Here is an 18,892-nt window from a genome sequence, read left to right as displayed (position 1 = left end):
GATCGCCCACATGCATTCAGCCCTCACTCTACCTGCCGCCCTGCACTCGCCGTTCAACCCCGGGGAAGTCGCCCTGGTCGGCGCCGGGCCGGGCGATCCACGCCTGTTGACCCTGCGTGCCTGGAGCCTGCTGATGCAGGCCGATGCCGTGGTCCATGACCGGCTGATCAGCGCCGAGCTGCTGGCGCTGATTCCCAGCCGTTGCCAGCGCCACTACGTGGGCAAGAGCAGCGGCTACCACAGCCTGCCACAACCACGGATCAACCAGCTGCTGGCCGAGCTGGCCCAACAAGGGCTGAGGGTGGTGCGGCTCAAGGGCGGCGATCCGTTCATCTTCGGCCGTGGCGCCGAGGAACTGGACTACCTGCTGCAACAAGGCGTGGACTGCCAGGTGGTGCCGGGCATCACCGCCGCGGCCGGTTGCAGCGCCTATGCCGGGATTCCCCTGACCCATCGCGACCTGGTCAGCTCCTGTCGCTTCATCACGGGCCACCTGCAACGCGATGGCGCCCTCGACCTGCCCTGGCAGAGCCTGGCCGACAGCAGCCAGACCCTGGTGTTCTACATGGGGCTGGGCAACCTCGGGTTGATCACCGAGCGCCTGATGGCCGCCGGCTTGGCCGCCGATACCCCGGCGGCGTTGATCAGCCGGGGCACCTGCCGCGACCAGCAGGTCCTGCGTGGCCGCCTGGCGCAACTGCCGGCATTGGCCGGGCAATGCTCCCTGGCCACCCCGACGCTCACCGTGATCGGCAAGGTGGTCGGCTTGTTCGCCCAGCACAGCATGGAGCAACCTGCGCATTTCGCCGGCGCCGGGCTCGAACTGGAGCTGACGCCATGAGGGCCCTGTGGTTGCTGCCGCTGTTGTGGATCAGCCCGGCCCACGGCAGCCCGGCCCTCGACCAGGCCGCCCGGGATTACCAGCAGTATTGCCAGGCCTGCCACGCCGCCAACCGCTTCGGCGGCAGCGGGCCGGCGTTGCTGCCCGAGAGCCTGGGACGGATCAAGCCGGCCGAGATCCGCCAAGTGATCAGCACCGGCCGCCCGGCCAGCCAGATGGCGGGTTTCGCCCAGGTGCTGGGCCCGGAGCGCATCGACGCCCTGGCCACCTACCTGCAACAACCGCCGGCCACGCCGCCGACCTGGAGCGAGGAGCAGATCCGCGCCAGCCACCAGGTGCTCAACCCCATCGAGCAACTGCCCGCCACGCCCCAGCATGACGCCGACCCGTTGAACCTGTTCGTGGTGGTAGAAGCCGGCGACCACCACATCAGCATCCTCGATGGCGACCGCTTCACCGTGCTGGCGCGTTTCGCCACCCATTTCGCCGTGCACGGCGGGCCGAAGTTCTCCCCCGACGGGCGCTTCGTCTACCTGGCCTCCCGCGATGGCTGGGTCAGCCAGTACGACCTGCACAACCTCAAGCTGGTGGCCGAGGTGCGGGCCGGGCTCAACACCCGCAACCTGGCGGTGAGCAAGGATGGGCGCTGGGTGCTGGTGGGCAATTACCTGCCGGGCAACCTGGTGCTGCTGGACGCCCGCGACCTGACCCCGGTCAAGAGCATCGCCGCCGTCGGCCAGGACGGCACGCCGTCGCGGGTCAGCGCGGTGTACACCGCCCCGCCCCGGGACAGCTTCATCGTCGCGCTCAAGGACGTGAAGGAAGTCTGGGAGCTGTCCAGCGCCGGCAGCAGCCCGGACTTCAGCCCACGGCGGATCCAGGCCCAGGACATGCTCGACGACTTTTCCTTTTCACCCGACTACCGCCAGTTGCTGGCCACTTCACGCCAGGCCCAGGGCGGCCAGGTGCTGGACCTGGACAGCGGCCGGGTGGTGGCCAACATCGCCCTGCCCGGCATGCCGCACCTGGGCTCGGGGACCTACTGGCAGCGCAACGGCGACTGGGTGTTCGCCACGCCGAACATCAGCAAGGGCCTGGTCTCGGTGATCGACCTCAAGACCTGGAAGCTGATCAAGGAGATCCCGACCCTGGGCCCGGGCTTCTTCATGCGCAGCCATGCCAACTCGGCCTACGCCTGGACCGATGTGTTCTTCGGCCCGGACAACGACGCCATCCACCTGATCGACAAACAGACCCTGGAAATCGCCCACACCCTGCGCCCCGTGCCGGGCAAGACCGCCGCCCATGTAGAGTTCAGCCATGACGGCCGCTACCTGTTGCTGAGCATCTGGGCCAACGACGGCGCACTGATCGTCTACGACAGCCAGACGCTGAAGGAGATCAAGCGCATTCCCATGAACAAGCCTTCGGGCAAGTACAACGTGGGCAACAAGATCGAGTTCGCCGAGGGCACCTCGCACTAGGTGCGCCGGGACGGGCCACGGCCTTCAGGAATGGGCGTCGTGGTCCTGCCATTGTTGATAGAGATCCACGGTAGGCCGCTCCAGTTGCTCGAACAGTTGGCAGATGTGGTCTACCTCCAGGCGTCCGGCGGGCAGGATGCTGATGAAATCCTCACTCAACTCCACCAGCCCGGCACGGGCCATGGTCTCCAGCTGGCGCCAGGCCTGGGCAAAGAACTGGCGGAAGATCAGGCCGTAGCGCTGCTCGATGGCCCGCACATCCAGCTCCAGGTCACAGGCGAGCCGTTCCGTGACCCATTGGCGGATCTGCGCTCCGGGCTCGCAGCGCCAACCGCGCCAGGTGGCCAGCTGGCCCTGTTGCAGCTGCTCCAGATAGTCTCCCAGCACCTCGGTATTCTGCGCATGCAAGCGCTCGAACTGGCTGACCGCCCCCAGGCCCAGGCCTATGTGGTCACAGTAGCCATGGCGGGTGAATCCCCGATAGTTGCGGCTCAACTGACCTCGTTCCTGGGCCAGGGCCAGGTCGTCGTCAGGACGTACGAACAGCCCCAGGCCGATGTGCAGGTAACCCGCTGCGGGCAGTTGTTCGAAACACAAGCGGCGCATCAGGGCCTTGTCGGCCGCGCTGCAAGCAGCCTGGTGGAGACTGCGCGGGTAGCGCGCCGGGGGTTGGGCGTAGTCGAAGACCTGCACGCGATCGGGCTCCAGCTCGATCAACGAGGTCAGCTTCAGGGCGAAGCTGGCCGGGGTCTGCCAGGCATGGCCATATCCCAGGTCGACGCTTACCGAGCGATAGCCGAAAGTGCGCGCCGCATCCAACAGCGACTGGATCGGTGCCGGGTCCTGGTAGCAGGCGGTGGAATGCTCGCAGGCGCACCCGCTATCGGGCACCCCGATGCTCACGTGATTGAAACCCTGTTCGCGCAGCAGTCCCATGCTCGCCCAGTCGGTGCCGGGTAGATCGACATCGACCCCGTAGTCGCCCCCTTCGTAGGCCAGGAAGTTGAAACGCTTGTGCAACTGGGCCAGCAGTCGCTGCACAGGCACGGGATCGGGCGTGCCACCGGCCAGGTGAAATTGCTCGACGCGCTGGAAGCCGCCCAAGTGGCAGCCCACCAGGTCGATCTCCCGCAGCAGGGCGTCCAGATAGGCCGCCATGGGCTGCCCGGCGCCGCGCAGGGTGCCGGGCAATTGCAGGTTCAGCGCCAGGGGCCGTGGCTTGCGCCGATTGCCGCGCAGGGCCCGCAGTACATCCAGGGAGCCGATACCGGCGTGAAACCTGCTGATTTCAATCGGGCCGCTGGGGGCGAGCTGGCCGTGGTCACGTCGCTCGACCCGCTCGCCACGAGGGTGAATGACATCGAACATGACAAGGGCTCCGGGACCGGCTGTGGAACTTCAGTGTCTGTCGTTAAGGAGGCTGGGGCGTTGATTTGCATCAAACGCCGGCCTTGTGGCTACCAGGCCAGGTAGAACATGGCCTTGGCCAGCACGACGATCGCGATCATGTGGCTGAACACGCTGGCATGGATCAAGCGTGTCCAACCGGCAGTCATGCGCTCCTGGCGAAACAGCAGCATCGCCCAGACAAAGTGCAGCAGCACGCTGGCCGCCAGCGCGATCTTCAATGCCAACAAGGTGGCGAACGCAGAAGCCAGGGGAGCCGCCAGCAAGGGCAGGTAGCGTTGCCAGACCATACCGATACCGGCCCCGAACAACACCAGCAGCACCCAGGGCATCAGTTGTCGAGCACGTCGGCCAATGGCTTGCTCGAGCAGGAGCATGAGCCTGGCCGGCAGTTGCTTGCGGATGCTGTCCAGGAACAGGACTTCGAAAAACACCGTCCCGATGAAAATCAGCGCGGCGAACAGGTGCAGGGTCAGCAACACGGGGTAAATCATCATCCCCTCACGGATGGCTATGACAGGCTCCAGCCTAGCCCCACCCCTGCCCGTTCCCCTTGATGCCAATCAAGTAAGCATCTGCCAATGCATGCTGCCTCTGGCCTCAGGTGGCGTGGCCATCCGCACCACGGTGGGCCTGGCGCCATTGGATGGGGCTGACGTCGTACCAACGGCGAAAGGCTCGCGAGAATGCACTGATTTCCGAATAGCCCAGCGCCAGGGCCAACTCCGAAATGGGCAGGGTCGACTGTTGCAGGTAGTACAGGGCCAGCTCCTGGCGCACGGTGTCGACCAACGTCGAAAAGCTCAGGCCGCTTTCACTCAGGCGTCGCTGGATGGTCCAGGTGGGTATACGCAGGTTCTGCGCGACGTGCTCCAGGCTCGGATAACCCTCGCCCAGAAGATCCCGGACCTGGGCCCGCACTTGCGCGACGATGCCGGGCTGCGCCTGGCCCATGCCAGCATGGCAAAGCTTGCCCATGCTCTCCAGCAGGATCGCCAGGAGCTTGGGGTCGTGATCGGGCATCGGCCGTTCCAGCACGCTGCGCCGAAACACCAGGGCATTGCAGGGCTGGCCGAACAGCACCGGCGCATCGAACACTTTGCAGTGCTCGTGCCAGGCCTCGGGTTGCGGATGCTCGAACAGCACCCGCTCCGGCGCCCAGTTCTGCCCCAGGGCATGGCGTATCAGGTTGCTGAACATGCCCATGGACAACTCGGCATCCTGGCGCTTGCGCAGGATCGCACCGTGCTGCACCTGGTAGTCGAACCGGCACCATTGGCCCTCCTCCACCAGCCGTAGCAAGCTGCCTTGCTGGTGTGCCGGAAACGTCCTGGCGACATTGCGCAGGCACTCGCCGAGGGTCGCCGAGCACAGCCCGACATACCCCAGGAACCCCAGGGAGTCCGGGCGAAACTGTTGCCCGTAGCGCAGGCCGAAATTGTGATTGCCGGTTTGCCGGGCAGCCTCCTCGAACACCGAGCAGTACTGGTTCAGGTCCAGGCTCAGGGTCGGGTGCAGCAGTTGTTCAGGATCGATGCCCGCCATGCCGAGAATCCGCTCGGGGCTACCGCCCTGTTGCTGGATGAACTCGCTCAGGCCGCTGGCCGCCGAAGCCAGGATGCCGATCTGGCGCTCATGGGAAGCGGCCTGGCAGGCCGTGGACGTTGTGACGGCGGGCATCTGCAACCTCCTTGCACAATCACCCTGGACAGATGGCTGAAGCACGCAAGTTCCATTCCAGATCCTCAGTTTGCCCTGGCCCTGCACCAGCGGCGCCCTCAAGCCCGCCCCTATGGGCGCAACACGTGGGTGCAGGTCGCAGGCCGCTGCCCTGGGGTGGTGCGTAGCGGTTTGTAACATTCGTCTCAATGCCCACCATGGGACATGACATCCCGCAGCCCGTCATCCAGGTAGCGCCGGCACAATCCCAGGGTCTGCACTACCCAATCGCGCCCCAGGCTCTCGACCTGCGGCGTGCCCCGGTGGGTTCCGGTCCAGGCCAGCAATTGCAGGCGTCGCTGCATGATCAATGTCGGCAGCATGGCCAGGTCCTCATCGCCAAGGCTCAGCCGGCTGCAGTAGCCCTGCAGCCAGTTGTCGATCCATTGCGGCAACTCGGCGTGATGCTCGAAGAAGCTCAGGGCAGCGGCCAGGTCGTGCAGGTACCAACCCAGCCCGCAATCATCGAAATCGATGATTCGCGTCTGTTCGCCCTGCACCAACAGGTTGGCCAGGCGCAGGTCGGCATGGATCAGGCCGAAGCGCCCGGCCCCCTGGCCATACTCGGCCAGGCGCTGGCCGAGTAGGCCGACCACCTCGCCGATCAGCGCCCGGTCCGGCTCAGCCAGGTAAGGCGCTGCCTGCCATTTACCCCAGTGCCCTTGGGCACCGAGCATGCTCGCGTGATTCCAGGTCATGCGGGTAAACCCCTCGGGCTGGCGCCAACGTCGGGCCTGTTCGTGCAGTCGGGCATTGATCGCCCCGAGACGGCGGAACGAGGCATCCAGGCCCTGGGGCGCGGGCTCGCTGCCCTCGATCCAGTCGAACAGCACCACATAGCGGCGGCCCAGCCCCGCCAGCTCGACCTGCTGGATCAACTGGCCATCCAGGCCTGCAATGGCATTGGGCACTTGCAGCCCCTCCTCGCGCAGTGCCGCCAGCCACCACAGCTCGCTGACGATCTCCTGGTACGAGTGATAGGCCTGGCGGTGGACCCGCATCACCGAGCGGCGCCGTGCGTTGTACAGCACATAGGTGGCGTTTTCCGAGTGGCTCAGCAGCCGCAGTTGTCCCTGCAGCGCCGGGTCGTAGCGCAAGGCGGCCAGGCTGGCCAGGGGGGCGATGGCATCCAGGCCGGTGGCAAGGTTCGAGGCAGTCATCATCAGCACGCTCCAGGGTAGATAGGCCACCACAGGATGCGAGGCCGCCAGGGAACGTCGCTTGACCCGCCACGGCGAAATCTTGACTCCAGGACACAAGGCGTCCTGTGATCGCCACCGATTTGATAATTCAGGGTAAAAGTTGTGCCGCACGGTCAAGTGCGACCGTGCGTTGAAGTTTCAACATCCAGACAACCTCACGAGAAAAGGACTTAACCATGCTCACTTCCCTTCAAGGCAAGAGCGTTCTGATCACCGGCGCCACCAGCGGCATCGGCCTGGGTATCGCCTACGGATTCGCTCGCCAGGGTGCACAGGTCGCCATCACCGCCCGGCACGCCGACAAGGTCGAGGCCGTGGCCAGGCGCATGCGCGATGAAGGCTTGAAGGTCCACGGCTTCGTTGCCGATGTGGCGCAAGGCGAAGCGGTGAAGCGGCTGATCAACGATGTGGTCCGGGCCCAGGGTGGCCTGGATGTACTGTGCTGCAATGCCGGGGTGTTCCCGTCGGCCAGCCTCGAGCAGATGAGCGAGGCCGACTGGGACGGGGTACTCGCCACCAATGCCAAGGGCAGTTTCCTCTGCGTCCAGGCAGCCCTGCCCCACCTGCGCCGGGCCGAGTACGGCCGGGTGATCCTCACGTCCTCGATCACAGGCCCGGTCACCGGTTTTCCCGGCTGGGCCCACTATGGCGCCAGCAAGGCCGCGCAACTGGGCTTCATGCGCACCGCAGCGATCGAACTGGCCCGTGATGGCATCACCATCAATGCCGTGCTGCCGGGCAACATCCTCACCGAAGGCCTGCAGGGCATGGGCCAGGAGTACCAGGACAGCATGGCTGCCTCGGTGCCCCTGCGGCGCCTGGGCAGTGTCGAGGACATTGCCAACGCCGCGCTGTTCTTCGCCTCCCGCGAAGCCGGCTACATCACTGGGCAGAGCCTGATCGTCGACGGCGGCCAGATCCTGCCCGAATCCCTCCAGGCCCTTGCCTGAAGCCTCACCCCTGTTGACGGAGTGCCCCCATGAGCGAGATCTACACGGACAAGCTGCCCCAGCAACTCGATGCACCGGCCAGGCCCCATGAAGTCCAGCGCTTGCGCAAGAACGCCGTGGGCCTGATGGGGGTACTCTTCATGACGGTGGCCACGGCGGCGCCGATCACCGCCATGCTCGGCAACGTGCCGATCGCCATTGGCAGCGGCAACGGCCAGTACGCGCCCGCCGGCTACCTGGTGGCGACCCTCATCCTGGCGCTGTTCGCCATCGGCTATGCGCAGATGGCCAAGTACATCACCGCCACGGGGGCGTTCTACGGCTTCATTTCCCACGGGCTGGGCCGAGTGACCGGCATGGCGGCCGGTATCGCCGTGACCTTGACCTACATCGTCTTCGAAGCGGCCCTGGTGGGCATCTTCGCCTTCTTCTGCGTCGACCTGCTGGCCAGCTTCAGCGGGGTCCAGGTGCACTGGATCGTGTTCGCCCTGGCCATGCTGGCGGCCAACGGCATCCTCAGCTACTTCGATATTTCCCTGACCGCCAGGGTCCTGGGCATCTGCCTGGTCCTGGAGATCCTGATGCTGGCGATGATGGCGTTCGCCGTGCTCTGGCACGGTGGCGGTCCCCAGGGGCTGGTGCCGGAATCGATCAACCCGCTCAAGGCCTTCACCCCGGCCCAGGGGGTGATCGGCGCCAATGCCGGTATCGGCCTGTTCTTCGCCTTCTGGTCCTGGGTCGGCTTCGAGTCCTCGGCCATGTACGGCGAGGAGTCGCGCAACCCGAAAAAGATCATTCCCCTGGCCACGCTGCTGGCGGTGATCGGTATCGGCGTGTTCTACGTATTCGTGTCCTGGATGGCCATCGCCGGCGTAGGTCCCAGCGAAGCCATCCGCCTGGCCCAGGACCCGGCCCAGGCCGCTGAGGTGTTCTACGGCCCGACGCGCCTGTACCTGGGCGAATGGGCGGTGGGCCTGTTCAAGCTGCTGGTGGTGACCGGCTCGTTCGCCTGCGGCATGGCCTTTCACAACTGTGCCTCGCGCTACCTCTATGCCCTGGGCCGGGAGAACCTGTTCGACTGCCTCGGGCGCAGCGTGGGGCGTACCCATCCACGCCACGGCTCGCCCCATGTGGCCTCTACCGTGCAGAGCCTGATCGCCACGGCCATCGTCCTGGCCTTCCTGGCCGCAGGCAAGGACCCCTATGCCGACCTCTACGCCCTGCTGGCGATCCTCGGCACCATGGGCATCCTGATCGTCCAGGCTCTGTGCGCCTTCGCGGTGATCTGCTACTTCCACCTGGGAACCCGCCATGTGGCCCAGCGCCACTGGTTCAAGACCTTTCTCGCGCCACTGCTGGGCGGGCTGGGCATGCTCTACGTGGTCTACCTGCTGTTTGCCAACCTCAGTTTCGCCGCCGGCAGCGCGGCACAATCGCTGCTGTTCAAGCTGATTCCCTGGATAGTCGCCGCCAGCTTCGCCCTGGGTGCGGCCATTGCCTTGTATTTCCGCCACTTCGACCGGCGCAAGTACCACATCATCGGCAGCATCGTCATGGACGATGAGCGCCAAGAGCCCTGAGGAGCCTCGCCATGTTGAAAGTCAATGCCTTCCAAGCCGAGCACGCCGAGGCCCTGGACAGCGCCCAGCGCGCCATGATCGAGCGCCGGCAACGCTTGCTGGGACCGGCCTACCAACTGTTCTACGAGCAACCCCTGCACCTGGTCAGCGGCAGCGGCGCCTGGCTGCAGGACCACGCCGGGCGCCGCTACCTGGACCTGTACAACAATGTCGCCTCGGTCGGCCATTGCCATCCGCGAGTGGTTCAGGCCCTGGCCGAGCAGGCGGCGCAACTCAATACCCATACCCGCTACCTGCACGAGGGCGTGCTGGACTACGCCGAAAAACTCCTGGCCACCCTGCCCACAGAGCTGGGCCAGGCGATGTTCACCTGCACCGGCAGCGAGGCCAACGACCTGGCCTTGCGCATTGCCCGGGACTACAGCGGCGGCACCGGGGTGATCGTCACCCGCTACGCCTACCACGGCATGACCCTGGCGATTGCCGAGCTGTCGCCCTCGGTGGGTGACTACGTGCCGCTGTCCCGGGACTGCCGGGTGATCGATGCGCCCCTGCATGACCCTCTGCACCCGGAACGGGTGGGCCAGGTGTTCAGCGCCCAGGTGCGCGCGGCCATCGCCGATATGCAGCGCCATGGCATCCGTCCGGCAGCGTTGCTGGTGGACACCCTGTTCACCAGCGACGGGGTGTTCGCCGATCCGCCGGGCTTCCTCGCACCGGCAGTCGAGGCCATCCGCCAGGCCGGCGGCCTGTTCATCGCCGACGAAGTACAACCCGGGTTCGCCCGTACCGGCAGCCATATGTGGGGCTTCGAGCGCCATGGCCTGGTGCCGGACCTGGTGACCATGGGCAAGCCGATGGGCAACGGCCATCCATTGGCGGGCCTGGCGGTGCGCCCGCATATCCTGCAGCGTTTTGGCCAGCACGCCAGCTACTTCAATACCTTTGGCGGCAACCCGGTGTCCGCCGCCGTGGGCCTGGCAGTGCTGCAAGTGATCGAGGACGAAGGCCTGCAGGCCAACGCCCTCGTGGTGGGGCGCAGGCTCAAGCAAGGCTTGCAAGGCCTGGCCGCCAGTCACCCATGCCTTGGGGAAGTACGCGGTGCCGGGCTGTTCCTGGGGGTCGATATCCTGGAGCGCGGTACCGGCGAAATGGACCCGCGGATGGCTCGGCGCCTGGTCAACCTGCTGCGCGACGAAGGCATGCTGATCGGGGTTGCCGGGGCGGCCAACAGCACCCTGAAGATCCGCCCGCCACTGTGCTTCAGCCAGGACCAGGCCGAGCAGTTCCTCCACGCCCTGGAACACGTCCTGCGGCGTCTGTAAGGGCCGCGCCAGCGTTGAAAACCCCGCCAGTCAGTCAACCTGTAGGAGCGAAGCCTGCTCGCGATGGTCGTTAACGCTAGCGCGTATTGACTGGCTCAACGCAGCGTTCTTAAGTCCATCGCGGGCAAGCCGGATCGCTGCCCGCTCCTTCAATCTCCTTGAACACCCTAGCCCGGCCCTGCTCCATAAAAACCCTGCTCGGCGAACAGCTGGCGCAGCTCATCGAGCACCTGGACATCCTCGATGGTCGCCGGCACCGCCACTTCCGGGCCCCGGGCCAGGCTGCGGATAGTCTTGCGCAGGATCTTCCCCGAGCGGGTCTTGGGCAGGCGCTTGAGCACCAGTACCCGACGCAGCGAAGCCAGGGCCCCGACCTGCTCGCGTACCCGCTGCACCAGCTCCTGCTCCAGTTGCCCGGGGTCCACCCGGGCGTCCTGCTTGAGCACCACGAAACCCACCGGCACCTCGCCCTTGAGGGCATCGTCCAGGGCCACCACGGCGCATTCGGCCACCGCCGGGTGCTCGCCCAAGGCTTGTTCCAGGCTGCCGCTGGACAGGCGATGGCCGGCTACGTTGATCACATCGTCGATGCGCCCCATGACGAACACGTAACCCTGGGCATCCACATAGCCGCCGTCGCCGCTCAGGTAGTAGCCGGGAAAGGTCCCCAGGTAGCTGTCGAGAAACCGCTGGCGGTCCTGCCACAAGGTATTGAGCACCCCGGGCGGCAAAGGCAGGCGCAAGACGATGTTGCCCGGCTCGCCAGGGGGCACCGGGTCGCCCTGGTCATCGAGCACCGCCAGCTGGTAGCCGGGTACCGGCAGCCCGGCCGAACCGGACCTGACCGGGTAGCCGGCGTCGATCCGCGGCGTGCTGACCACCGGCCAGCCGGTCTCGGTCTGCCACCAGTGATCGATCACCGGGCATGGCAACGACGCACGCAGCCAATCGTAGGTGGCCGGGTCCAGGCGCTCGCCGGCCACGTACACCGCCTTCAGGCAGGACAGATCGTGTTCCTGGCGCAGCCGGCCATGGGGGTCCTCGCGCTTGATGGCGCGAAAAGCGGTGGGTGCGGTGAAGAATACATTGACCCGGTGTTCGGCAATCACTCGCCAGAATGCCCCGGCATCGGGGGTGCGCACCGGCTTGCCCTCGTAGAGCAAGGTGGTGCAACCACGGATCAAGGGCCCGTAGACGATGTAGGAATGCCCCACCACCCAGCCGATGTCCGAGGCGGCCCAGAACACCTCGCCAGGCTGCGCATCGTAGACCGCCTGCATGCTGTAGTTCAGGGCCACCGCGTGGCCGCCGTTGTCGCGTACCACGCCCTTGGGCTTGCCCGTGGTGCCCGAGGTATGCAGCACGTACAACGGATCGCCAGACATCACAGGCACGGGCGGTACCGCATCGGCACTGGCCATCAGCGCGTCCCAGTCGACATCGCGCCCAGCCTGCAACTGGGCATGGGCCTGGGGCCGGGCCAGCACCACTACCCGGGCCGGCGCCTGGGCCACCCGCTCCAGTGCCTGGTCCACCAGTGGCTTGTAGGGCACCACGCGCTCGTACTCGAGGCCGCAGCTGGCGGTCAGCAGCACCTTGGGCCGGGCATCGTCGATGCGCACCGCCAGCTCCACCGCGGAGAAACCGCCGAACACCACCGAATGCACGGCCCCCAAGCGGGCACAGGCGAGCATGGCGATCACCGCTTCCGGGATCATCGGCATGTACAGCACCACCCGGTCGCCCTGCTCCACCCCCAGCGCCCGCAACATGCCGGCACAGCGAGCCACCTGCTCGAGCAGTTGCCCATAGCTCAGGCGTCGCTGCTGGCCGCTGACCGGGGAGTCGTAGATCAGCGCCAGCCGCTCGCCATGCCCGGCCAGGACATGGCGATCCAGCGCCAGGTGGCAGGTATTGAGTTGCCCGTCGGCAAACCATTGATAGTGCTCGGGACTCTGCTGCTCGAAGATGCGTTGGGGAAAACGCATCCAGTCCAGCTGCCGGGCCTGTTGGCGCCAGAAATCGCTGGGATCGTCCTGGGCATGGGCCGTGGCGGTCAGGTAGGCATTCATTGGGCGATGTCCTGTTCTTGTTGGAAGTCGAAGGACCCGCGCCGTACCAGGCCGGCACAGGCCCAGGTTCCATCCTGGAGAGATCGCGGCCTGCGTGCTTGACCTTGCACCACAGTTTTTTGACCCTGGCCTGCATGAGGTCCGGGGCCCTCTCGGCCCGATCAATATTGCGTCTGGCGAAAGAATTAATTGCGCGTGAGGGAATTGATAGCCACCTAACGAAAGGTGCATGCTAGAGGGCTTTCCTGCGGCTTATATCATTCCGAATGATAGTTACCTTTGCTTCATTCGATTCGTGAGATACAAACCCGCCGAGCATCATCCGCCCATCTCAAATTACCTTGGCGGATGTATCCATGGACCAGTCAGTCAAACTCTTAAGTTTTCCACTAGCCGCGCTCGCCGTGGTGGTGTTGAGCGCCTGCGGCAAGGCTCCACAGACCGCCTCTGCCCCACCGGCAGCCAAGGTCAGCGTGGCCAAGGTGCTGGAGCAGCCTGTCAACGAGTGGGATGAGTTCACCGGGCGCCTGGAGGCGCCGGAAACCGTCGAGATCCGCCCACGGGTCTCGGGCCAGATCGACCAGGTAGCCTTCACCGAAGGCGCCCTGGTGAAAAAAGGCGACCTGCTGTTCCAGATCGACCCACGGCCGTTCCAGGCCGAAGTGCGCCGCCTGGAAGCCCAGCTGCAACAGGCCCGGGCCACCGCGACCCGCAGCGCCAACGAAGCCCAGCGTGGCCAGCGCCTGTTGACCAGCAACGCGATTTCCGCCGAGCTGGCCGACACCCGCACCAGCGCCGCCCAGGAAGCCCGGGCCGGGGTCGATGCGATCCAGGCGCAACTGGACCTGGCCAAGCTCAACCTCAGCTTCACCCGCGTCGTCGCCCCCATCAGCGGTCGGGTCAGCCGGGCGCAGATCACCGCCGGCAACCTGGTGACCGCCGATGTCACCGCGCTGACCAGCGTGGTCTCCACCGACAAGGTCTACGCCTACTTCGACGCCGACGAGCGCGTGTACCTCAAGTACACCCAGCTCGCCCGCCAGGGCCAGCGCGGCCAGAGCACCCCGGTGTACCTGGGCCTGTCCAACGAGGACGGCCACCCGCACCTGGGCCAGATGAACTTCGTCGACAACCAGGTCAACCCCAAGACCGGCACCATCCGTGGCCGCGCGGTGTTCGACAACAGCGACGGCAGCTACACCCCGGGCCTCTACGCCCGGCTGAAGCTGGTGGGCAGCGGTACTTACTCGGCGATGCTGATCAACGACGAAGCCGTGGGCACCGACCTGGGCAAGAAGTTCGTGCTGGTGATGGACGCCGATAACAAGCCGGCCTATCGCGCCGTCGAACTGGGGCCGAAGATCGAAGGCCTGCGCATCGTGCGCAACGGCCTGAGCAAGGACGACACCATCATCGTCAAGGGCCTGCAACGGGCACGCCCGGGGGCACCGGTCACGCCTGAGGTGATCCCCATGGCCAGCAAGGAAACCCTCGCTGCCCTGGCCCAACAACGCCAAGCACTGGAAGCCAGCAACCTGCCGCAGGTCACCCCTGCCAAGCCGGCTGTGGCCGTGAAACTCGCCGCCGCGAATCCGCGCGGTTAAGGGACGACTCTCAAGATGAATTTTTCCCAATTCTTCATATCAAGGCCGATCTTCGCAGCGGTGCTATCGCTGCTGATCCTGATCGCCGGCGCCATCTCGCTGTTCCAACTTCCCATCAGCGAATACCCGGAAGTGGTCCCGCCGACCGTGGTGGTACGCGCCAACTTCCCGGGGGCCAACCCCAAGGTGATCGGTGAAACCGTGGCCGCGCCGCTGGAGCAGGCCATCACCGGGGTCGAGAACATGCTCTACATGTCCTCGCAATCCACCGCCGACGGCAAGATCACCCTGACCGTGACCTTCGCCCTGGGCACTGACCTGGACAATGCCCAGGTCCAGGTGCAGAACCGCGTGACCCGGACCCAGCCCAAGCTGCCGGAAGAGGTGACGCGCATCGGTATCACCGTGGACAAGGCCTCCCCCGACCTGACCATGGTGGTGCACCTGACTTCGCCGGACAAACGCTACGACATGCTCTACCTGTCCAACTACGCCATCCTCAACATCAAGGATGAGCTGGCGCGCCTGGGCGGCGTGGGCGACGTGCAGCTGTTCGGCATGGGTGACTACTCGCTGCGCGTGTGGCTGGACCCGAACAAGACCGCTTCGCGCAACCTGACTGCCACCGACGTGGTCACTGCGATCCGTGAACAGAACCGCCAGGTGGCTGCCGGTGCCCTGGGCGCGCCACCTGCGCCCAACGCCACCAGCTTCCAGCTGTCGGTCAACACCCAGGGCCGCCTGGTCACCGAGGAAGAGTTCGAGAACATCATCATTCGCTCCGGCGAAGACGGCGAGATCACCCGCCTGAAGGACATCGCCCGGGTCGAGCTGGGTTCAAGCCAGTACGCCCTGCGCTCCCTGCTGGACAACCAGCCGGCGGTGGCGATCCCGATCTTCCAGCGTCCGGGTTCCAATGCCATCGAGATCTCCAACGAAGTGCGGGCCAAGATGGCCGAGCTCAAGCAGAGTTTCCCCGAAGGCATGGACTTCAGCATCGTCTATGACCCGACCATCTTCGTCCGTGGCTCCATCGAGGCAGTGGTGCATACCCTGTTCGAAGCCCTGGTACTGGTGGTACTGGTGGTGATCCTGTTCCTGCAGACCTGGCGCGCCTCGATCATCCCGCTGGTGGCCGTACCGGTCTCGCTGATCGGCACCTTCGCGGTGATGCACCTGTTCGGCTTCTCGCTCAACGCGCTGTCGCTGTTCGGCCTGGTACTGGCCATCGGCATCGTGGTGGACGACGCCATCGTGGTGGTGGAGAACGTCGAACGTAACATCGGCCTGGGCCTGAACCCGGTGGAAGCCACCAAGCGCGCCATGCGCGAGGTGACCGGCCCGATCATCGCCACCGCCCTGGTGCTGTGCGCGGTATTCGTGCCCGCGGCCTTCATCAGCGGCCTGACCGGACAGTTCTACAAGCAGTTCGCCCTGACCATCGCCATTTCCACGGTGATCTCGGCCTTCAACTCCCTGACCCTGTCCCCGGCCCTGGCGGCGGTGCTGCTCAAGGAACACCACGCGCCCAAGGACCGTTTCTCGCTGTTCCTCGACAAGCTGCTGGGTGGCTGGCTGTTCAGGCCGTTCAACCGCTTCTTCGAACGCGCCAGCAACGGCTACGTCGGTACTGTGCGCCGGGTCATCCGTGGCAGCGGCATCGCCCTGTTCCTGTATGCCGGCCTGATGGTGCTGACCTGGTTCGGTTTCGCCCACACGCCCACCGGCTTCGTTCCGGCCCAGGACAAGCAGTACCTGGTGGCCTTCGCTCAATTGCCGGATGCGGCGAGCCTGGATCGTACCGAAGACGTGATCAAGCGCATGTCCGACATCGCCCTGAAGCAGCCTGGAGTGGAAAGCGCCGTGGCCTTCCCCGGCCTGTCGATCAACGGTTTCACCAACAGCCCGAACAACGGCATCGTCTTCGTCACCTTGAAGCCCTTTGAAGAGCGCAAGGACCCGAGCATGTCCGCCGGCGCCATCGCCGGGGCCCTGAACGGCAAGTACGCTGATATCCAGGATGCCTACATGGCGATCTTCCCACCGCCACCGGTACAGGGCCTGGGCACCATCGGCGGGTTCCGCCTGCAGGTCGAAGACCGTGGCGGCCTGGGCTACGAGGACCTGTACAAGGAAGTGCAGAACGTCATCGCCAAGAGCCGCAGCGTGCCGGAACTGGCCGGGTTGTTCACCAGCTACCAGGTCAACGTGCCCCAAGTGGACGCGGCCATCGACCGGGAAAAGGCCAAGACCCACGGCGTGGCGATCTCGGACATCTTCGACACCCTGCAGATCTACCTGGGTTCGCTGTATGCCAACGACTTCAACCGCTTCGGACGCACCTACCAGGTCAACGTCCAGGCCGAGCAGCAGTTCCGCCTGGAAGCCGAGCAGATCGGCCAGCTCAAGGTGCGCAACAACAAGGGCGAGATGATCCCCCTGGCGACCTTCATCAAGGTCAGCGACACCGCAGGTCCCGACCGCGTCATGCACTACAACGGCTTCGTCACCGCCGAGATCAACGGCGCGGCAGCCCCGGGCTACAGCTCCGGCCAGGCCCAGGCGGCGATCGAGAAACTGCTCAAGGAAGAACTGCCCAACGGCATGACCTACGAATGGACCGAGTTGACCTACCAGCAGATCCTGGCTGGCAACACTGCGCTGTTCGTATTCCCGCTGTGCGTACTGCTGGCCTTCCTGGTGCTGGCCGCCCAGTACGAAAGCTGGAGCCTGCCGCTGGCGGTGATCCTGATCGTGCCCATGACCCTGCTGTCGGCCATTGCCGGGGTGATCATCTCCGGTGGCGACAACAACATCTTCACCCAGATCGGCCTGATCGTACTGGTGGGCCTGGCGTGCAAGAACGCGATCCTGATCGTCGAGTTCGCCAAGGACAAGCAAGAGGAAGGCCTGGACCCGCTGGCCGCGGTACTGGAAGCCTGCCGCCTGCGTCTGCGGCCGATCCTGATGACCTCCTTCGCCTTCATCATGGGCGTGGTGCCCCTGGTGATCTCCAGCGGCGCGGGTGCGGAAATGCGTCATGCCATGGGTGTGGCGGTGTTCTCCGGGATGCTCGGGGTGACCTTCTTCGGCCTGCTGCTGACCCCGGTGTTCTATGTCCTGATCTGCAACTACGTGGAGCGCAGCGAGGCCCGCAAGGCCGCCCGCACCCCGCAACTGGAGGCGCAACAATGAGTTCGAAAGTCTTCCTGCCGAGCCTGCTGGTACTGGCCCTGAGTGCCTGTGCCGTAGGTCCGGACTACCAGACCCCAAGCACCGAGGCGGCGCACATCAGCGCCGCCGGCGACACCGCTGCGGGCCAGAAGAACTTCGATCGCGCACGCTTCGAAGGCATCTGGTGGCAGCAGTTCGACGATCCGACGCTCAACCAGCTGGTGAGCCAGTCGCTCAAGGGCAACCGTGAGCTGCGGGTGGCCTTCGCCCGCCTGCGGGCCGCCCGGGCGATCCGCGATGACGCCAGCAACGACGCCATGCCGACCATCACCAGCCGCGCCAGCAGCAACCTGGGCAAGGGCCAGGTACCCGGCCAGACCAGCAAGCGGGTCAATAGCGAGCGCTACGACCTGGGGCTGGACATGGCCTGGGAGCTGGACCTGTTCGGCCGCATCCAGCGCAACCTGGAAGCCACCGAAGCCGACCAGCAGGCCGCCGAGGCCGACCTCTACCAACTGCAGGTGACCATGATCGCCGAGCTGGTGGACGCCTACGGCCAGCTGCGTGGCGCGCAACTGCGGGAAAAGATCGCCCTGGCCAACCTGGATAACCAGAAGGCCTCGCGCAAGATCACCGAAAGCCTGCGTGATGCCGGAGTGGGCGACCAGCTGGACGTGGTCCGCGCCGATGCGCGCCTGGCCGCGGTGGAGGCCAGCGTGCCACAACTGCAGGCCGAGCAGGTACGCCAGCGCAACCGCATCGCCACCCTGCTGGGTGAGCGTCCGGACAAGCTCAGTGTCGACCTTTCGCCCGCGCAGTTGCCGGCCATTGCCAAGGCCTTGCCGATCGGCGATCCGGGCGAGCTGCTGCAGCGCCGGCCGGATATCCTCAGCGCCGAACGCAAGCTGGCCGCCGCCACCGCGCGAATCGGCGTGGCCAAGGCCGATCTGTTCCCGCGGGTCAGCCTCAGTGGTTTCCTCGGTTTCACCGCCGGGCGTGGTTCGCAGATCGGCTCCTCGGCGGCCAATGCCTGGGCCCTGGGCCCGAGCATCACCTGGGCCGCCTTCGACCTGGGCAGCGTGCGGGCGCGCCTGCGCGGCGCCGACGCCAATGCCGACGGCGCCCTGGCCAACTATGAGCAGCAGGTGCTGCTGGCCCTGGAAGAATCGGAGAATGCCTTCAGCGACTACGGCAAGCGCCAGCAGCGCCTGCTCTCGCTGATTCGCCAGAGCGAGTCCAGCCGCGCCGCCGCCGACCTGGCCGAGATCCGCTATCGCGAAGGCACCGTGGACTTCCTGGTGCTGCTGGACGCCCAGCGCGAACGCCTGGCCGCCGAAGACTCCCAGGCCCAGGCCGAAGTCGAGCTGTACCGCGGCATCGTCGCCATCTACAAGGCCCTGGGCGGTGGCTGGCAACCCGAGACGGTGGCCAGCAACTAAGTATTTGCAACGAGCTCCTTTGGTTGGCCGCAACCAACCAATGTTTGGCCCCGTGGATCATTCGGTCGCGGGGCTTTTTTTTGCCCGGATACCGA

At 65.7% G+C, this 18,892-nt stretch carries 13 protein-coding genes; 8 read left to right on the top strand and 5 right to left on the bottom strand.

The window, feature by feature from the left end; all coding sequences use genetic code 11:
* The first annotated feature begins 10 nt into the window (after positions 1-10).
* Both cobA and C4K39_RS14085 read left to right on the top strand, forming a co-directional pair.
* A complete protein-coding gene (cobA, locus tag C4K39_RS14090; protein ID WP_068588443.1) occupies positions 11-841 on the top strand; it encodes a uroporphyrinogen-III C-methyltransferase in 831 nt (276 codons plus the stop codon).
* On the top strand, positions 838-2,325 hold the full coding sequence (locus tag C4K39_RS14085; protein ID WP_124346723.1) for a nitrite reductase: 1,488 nt from the start codon (positions 838-840) through the stop codon (positions 2,323-2,325). The genes cobA and C4K39_RS14085 overlap by 4 nt, the downstream gene beginning before the upstream one ends.
* Positions 2,326-2,349: 24 nt before the next feature.
* Here C4K39_RS14085 and C4K39_RS14080 read toward each other — a convergent pair whose 3' ends face one another.
* The 4 genes from C4K39_RS14080 to C4K39_RS14065 form a co-directional block, all read right to left on the bottom strand.
* Complete coding sequence (locus C4K39_RS14080) at positions 2,350-3,693, bottom strand: oxygen-independent coproporphyrinogen III oxidase (protein WP_124346722.1); 1,344 nt, start codon at positions 3,691-3,693, stop codon at positions 2,350-2,352.
* Between the two features lie 89 nt (positions 3,694-3,782).
* Entirely contained in the window at positions 3,783-4,226 is a 444-nt protein-coding gene (locus tag C4K39_RS14075; protein WP_124346721.1) for a CopD family copper resistance protein, read from the bottom strand.
* A gap of 106 nt (positions 4,227-4,332) precedes the next feature.
* Positions 4,333-5,412, bottom strand: a complete 1,080-nt coding sequence (qhpR, locus tag C4K39_RS14070; protein WP_068588434.1) for an AraC-like transcriptional regulator QhpR — start codon at positions 5,410-5,412, stop codon at positions 4,333-4,335.
* A 185-nt stretch (positions 5,413-5,597) separates the two neighbouring features.
* Complete coding sequence (locus tag C4K39_RS14065; protein ID WP_217884180.1) at positions 5,598-6,614, bottom strand: phosphotransferase enzyme family protein; 1,017 nt, start codon at positions 6,612-6,614, stop codon at positions 5,598-5,600.
* Between the two features lie 215 nt (positions 6,615-6,829).
* On the opposite strand from C4K39_RS14065, the gene fabG reads away from it, so the two are divergent.
* From fabG to C4K39_RS14050, 3 genes are read left to right on the top strand one after another with little or no spacing between them, the layout of a single operon-like run.
* Positions 6,830-7,603 (top strand): 3-oxoacyl-ACP reductase FabG, encoded by a 774-nt coding sequence (gene fabG / locus C4K39_RS14060; RefSeq protein WP_124346720.1) that lies wholly within the window; start codon positions 6,830-6,832, stop codon positions 7,601-7,603.
* A 29-nt stretch (positions 7,604-7,632) separates the two neighbouring features.
* Positions 7,633-9,183 carry an APC family permease gene (locus tag C4K39_RS14055; protein WP_124346719.1) on the top strand — a complete coding sequence of 517 codons (1,551 nt, stop codon included), beginning with the start codon at positions 7,633-7,635 and terminating at the stop codon, positions 9,181-9,183.
* Positions 9,184-9,194: 11 nt separating this feature from the next.
* Complete coding sequence (locus tag C4K39_RS14050) at positions 9,195-10,508, top strand: aspartate aminotransferase family protein (RefSeq protein ID WP_124346718.1); 1,314 nt, start codon at positions 9,195-9,197, stop codon at positions 10,506-10,508.
* Positions 10,509-10,675: 167 nt separating this feature from the next.
* Here the strand turns inward: C4K39_RS14050 and C4K39_RS14045 are convergent, their stop codons facing one another.
* Complete coding sequence (locus C4K39_RS14045) at positions 10,676-12,580, bottom strand: acetate--CoA ligase (protein WP_124346717.1); 1,905 nt, start codon at positions 12,578-12,580, stop codon at positions 10,676-10,678.
* Positions 12,581-12,936: 356 nt separating this feature from the next.
* Here C4K39_RS14045 and mexE point away from each other — a divergent pair, with 356 nt between their 5' ends.
* Genes mexE through C4K39_RS14030 form a run of 3 tightly spaced genes read left to right on the top strand, consistent with a single transcriptional unit; the run spans position 12,937 to position 18,797 of the window.
* A complete protein-coding gene (gene mexE / locus C4K39_RS14040) occupies positions 12,937-14,184 on the top strand; it encodes a multidrug efflux RND transporter periplasmic adaptor subunit MexE (protein WP_068588418.1) in 1,248 nt (415 codons plus the stop codon).
* Between the two features lie 15 nt (positions 14,185-14,199).
* Positions 14,200-17,379, top strand: coding sequence for an efflux RND transporter permease subunit (locus C4K39_RS14035; protein ID WP_124346716.1), 3,180 nt, complete (start codon positions 14,200-14,202; stop codon positions 17,377-17,379).
* Entirely contained in the window at positions 17,376-18,797 is a 1,422-nt protein-coding gene (locus C4K39_RS14030) for an efflux transporter outer membrane subunit (RefSeq protein WP_053129208.1), read from the top strand. The genes C4K39_RS14035 and C4K39_RS14030 overlap by 4 nt, the downstream gene beginning before the upstream one ends.
* Positions 18,798-18,892 lie beyond the last annotated feature (95 nt).

The sequence above is a fragment of the Pseudomonas sessilinigenes genome (assembly GCF_003850565.1).
Lineage (GTDB): Bacteria > Pseudomonadota > Gammaproteobacteria > Pseudomonadales > Pseudomonadaceae > Aquipseudomonas > Aquipseudomonas sessilinigenes.
Note: the sequence above shows the minus strand (reverse complement) of the source record. Positions and strands in the feature narration are given on the sequence as shown.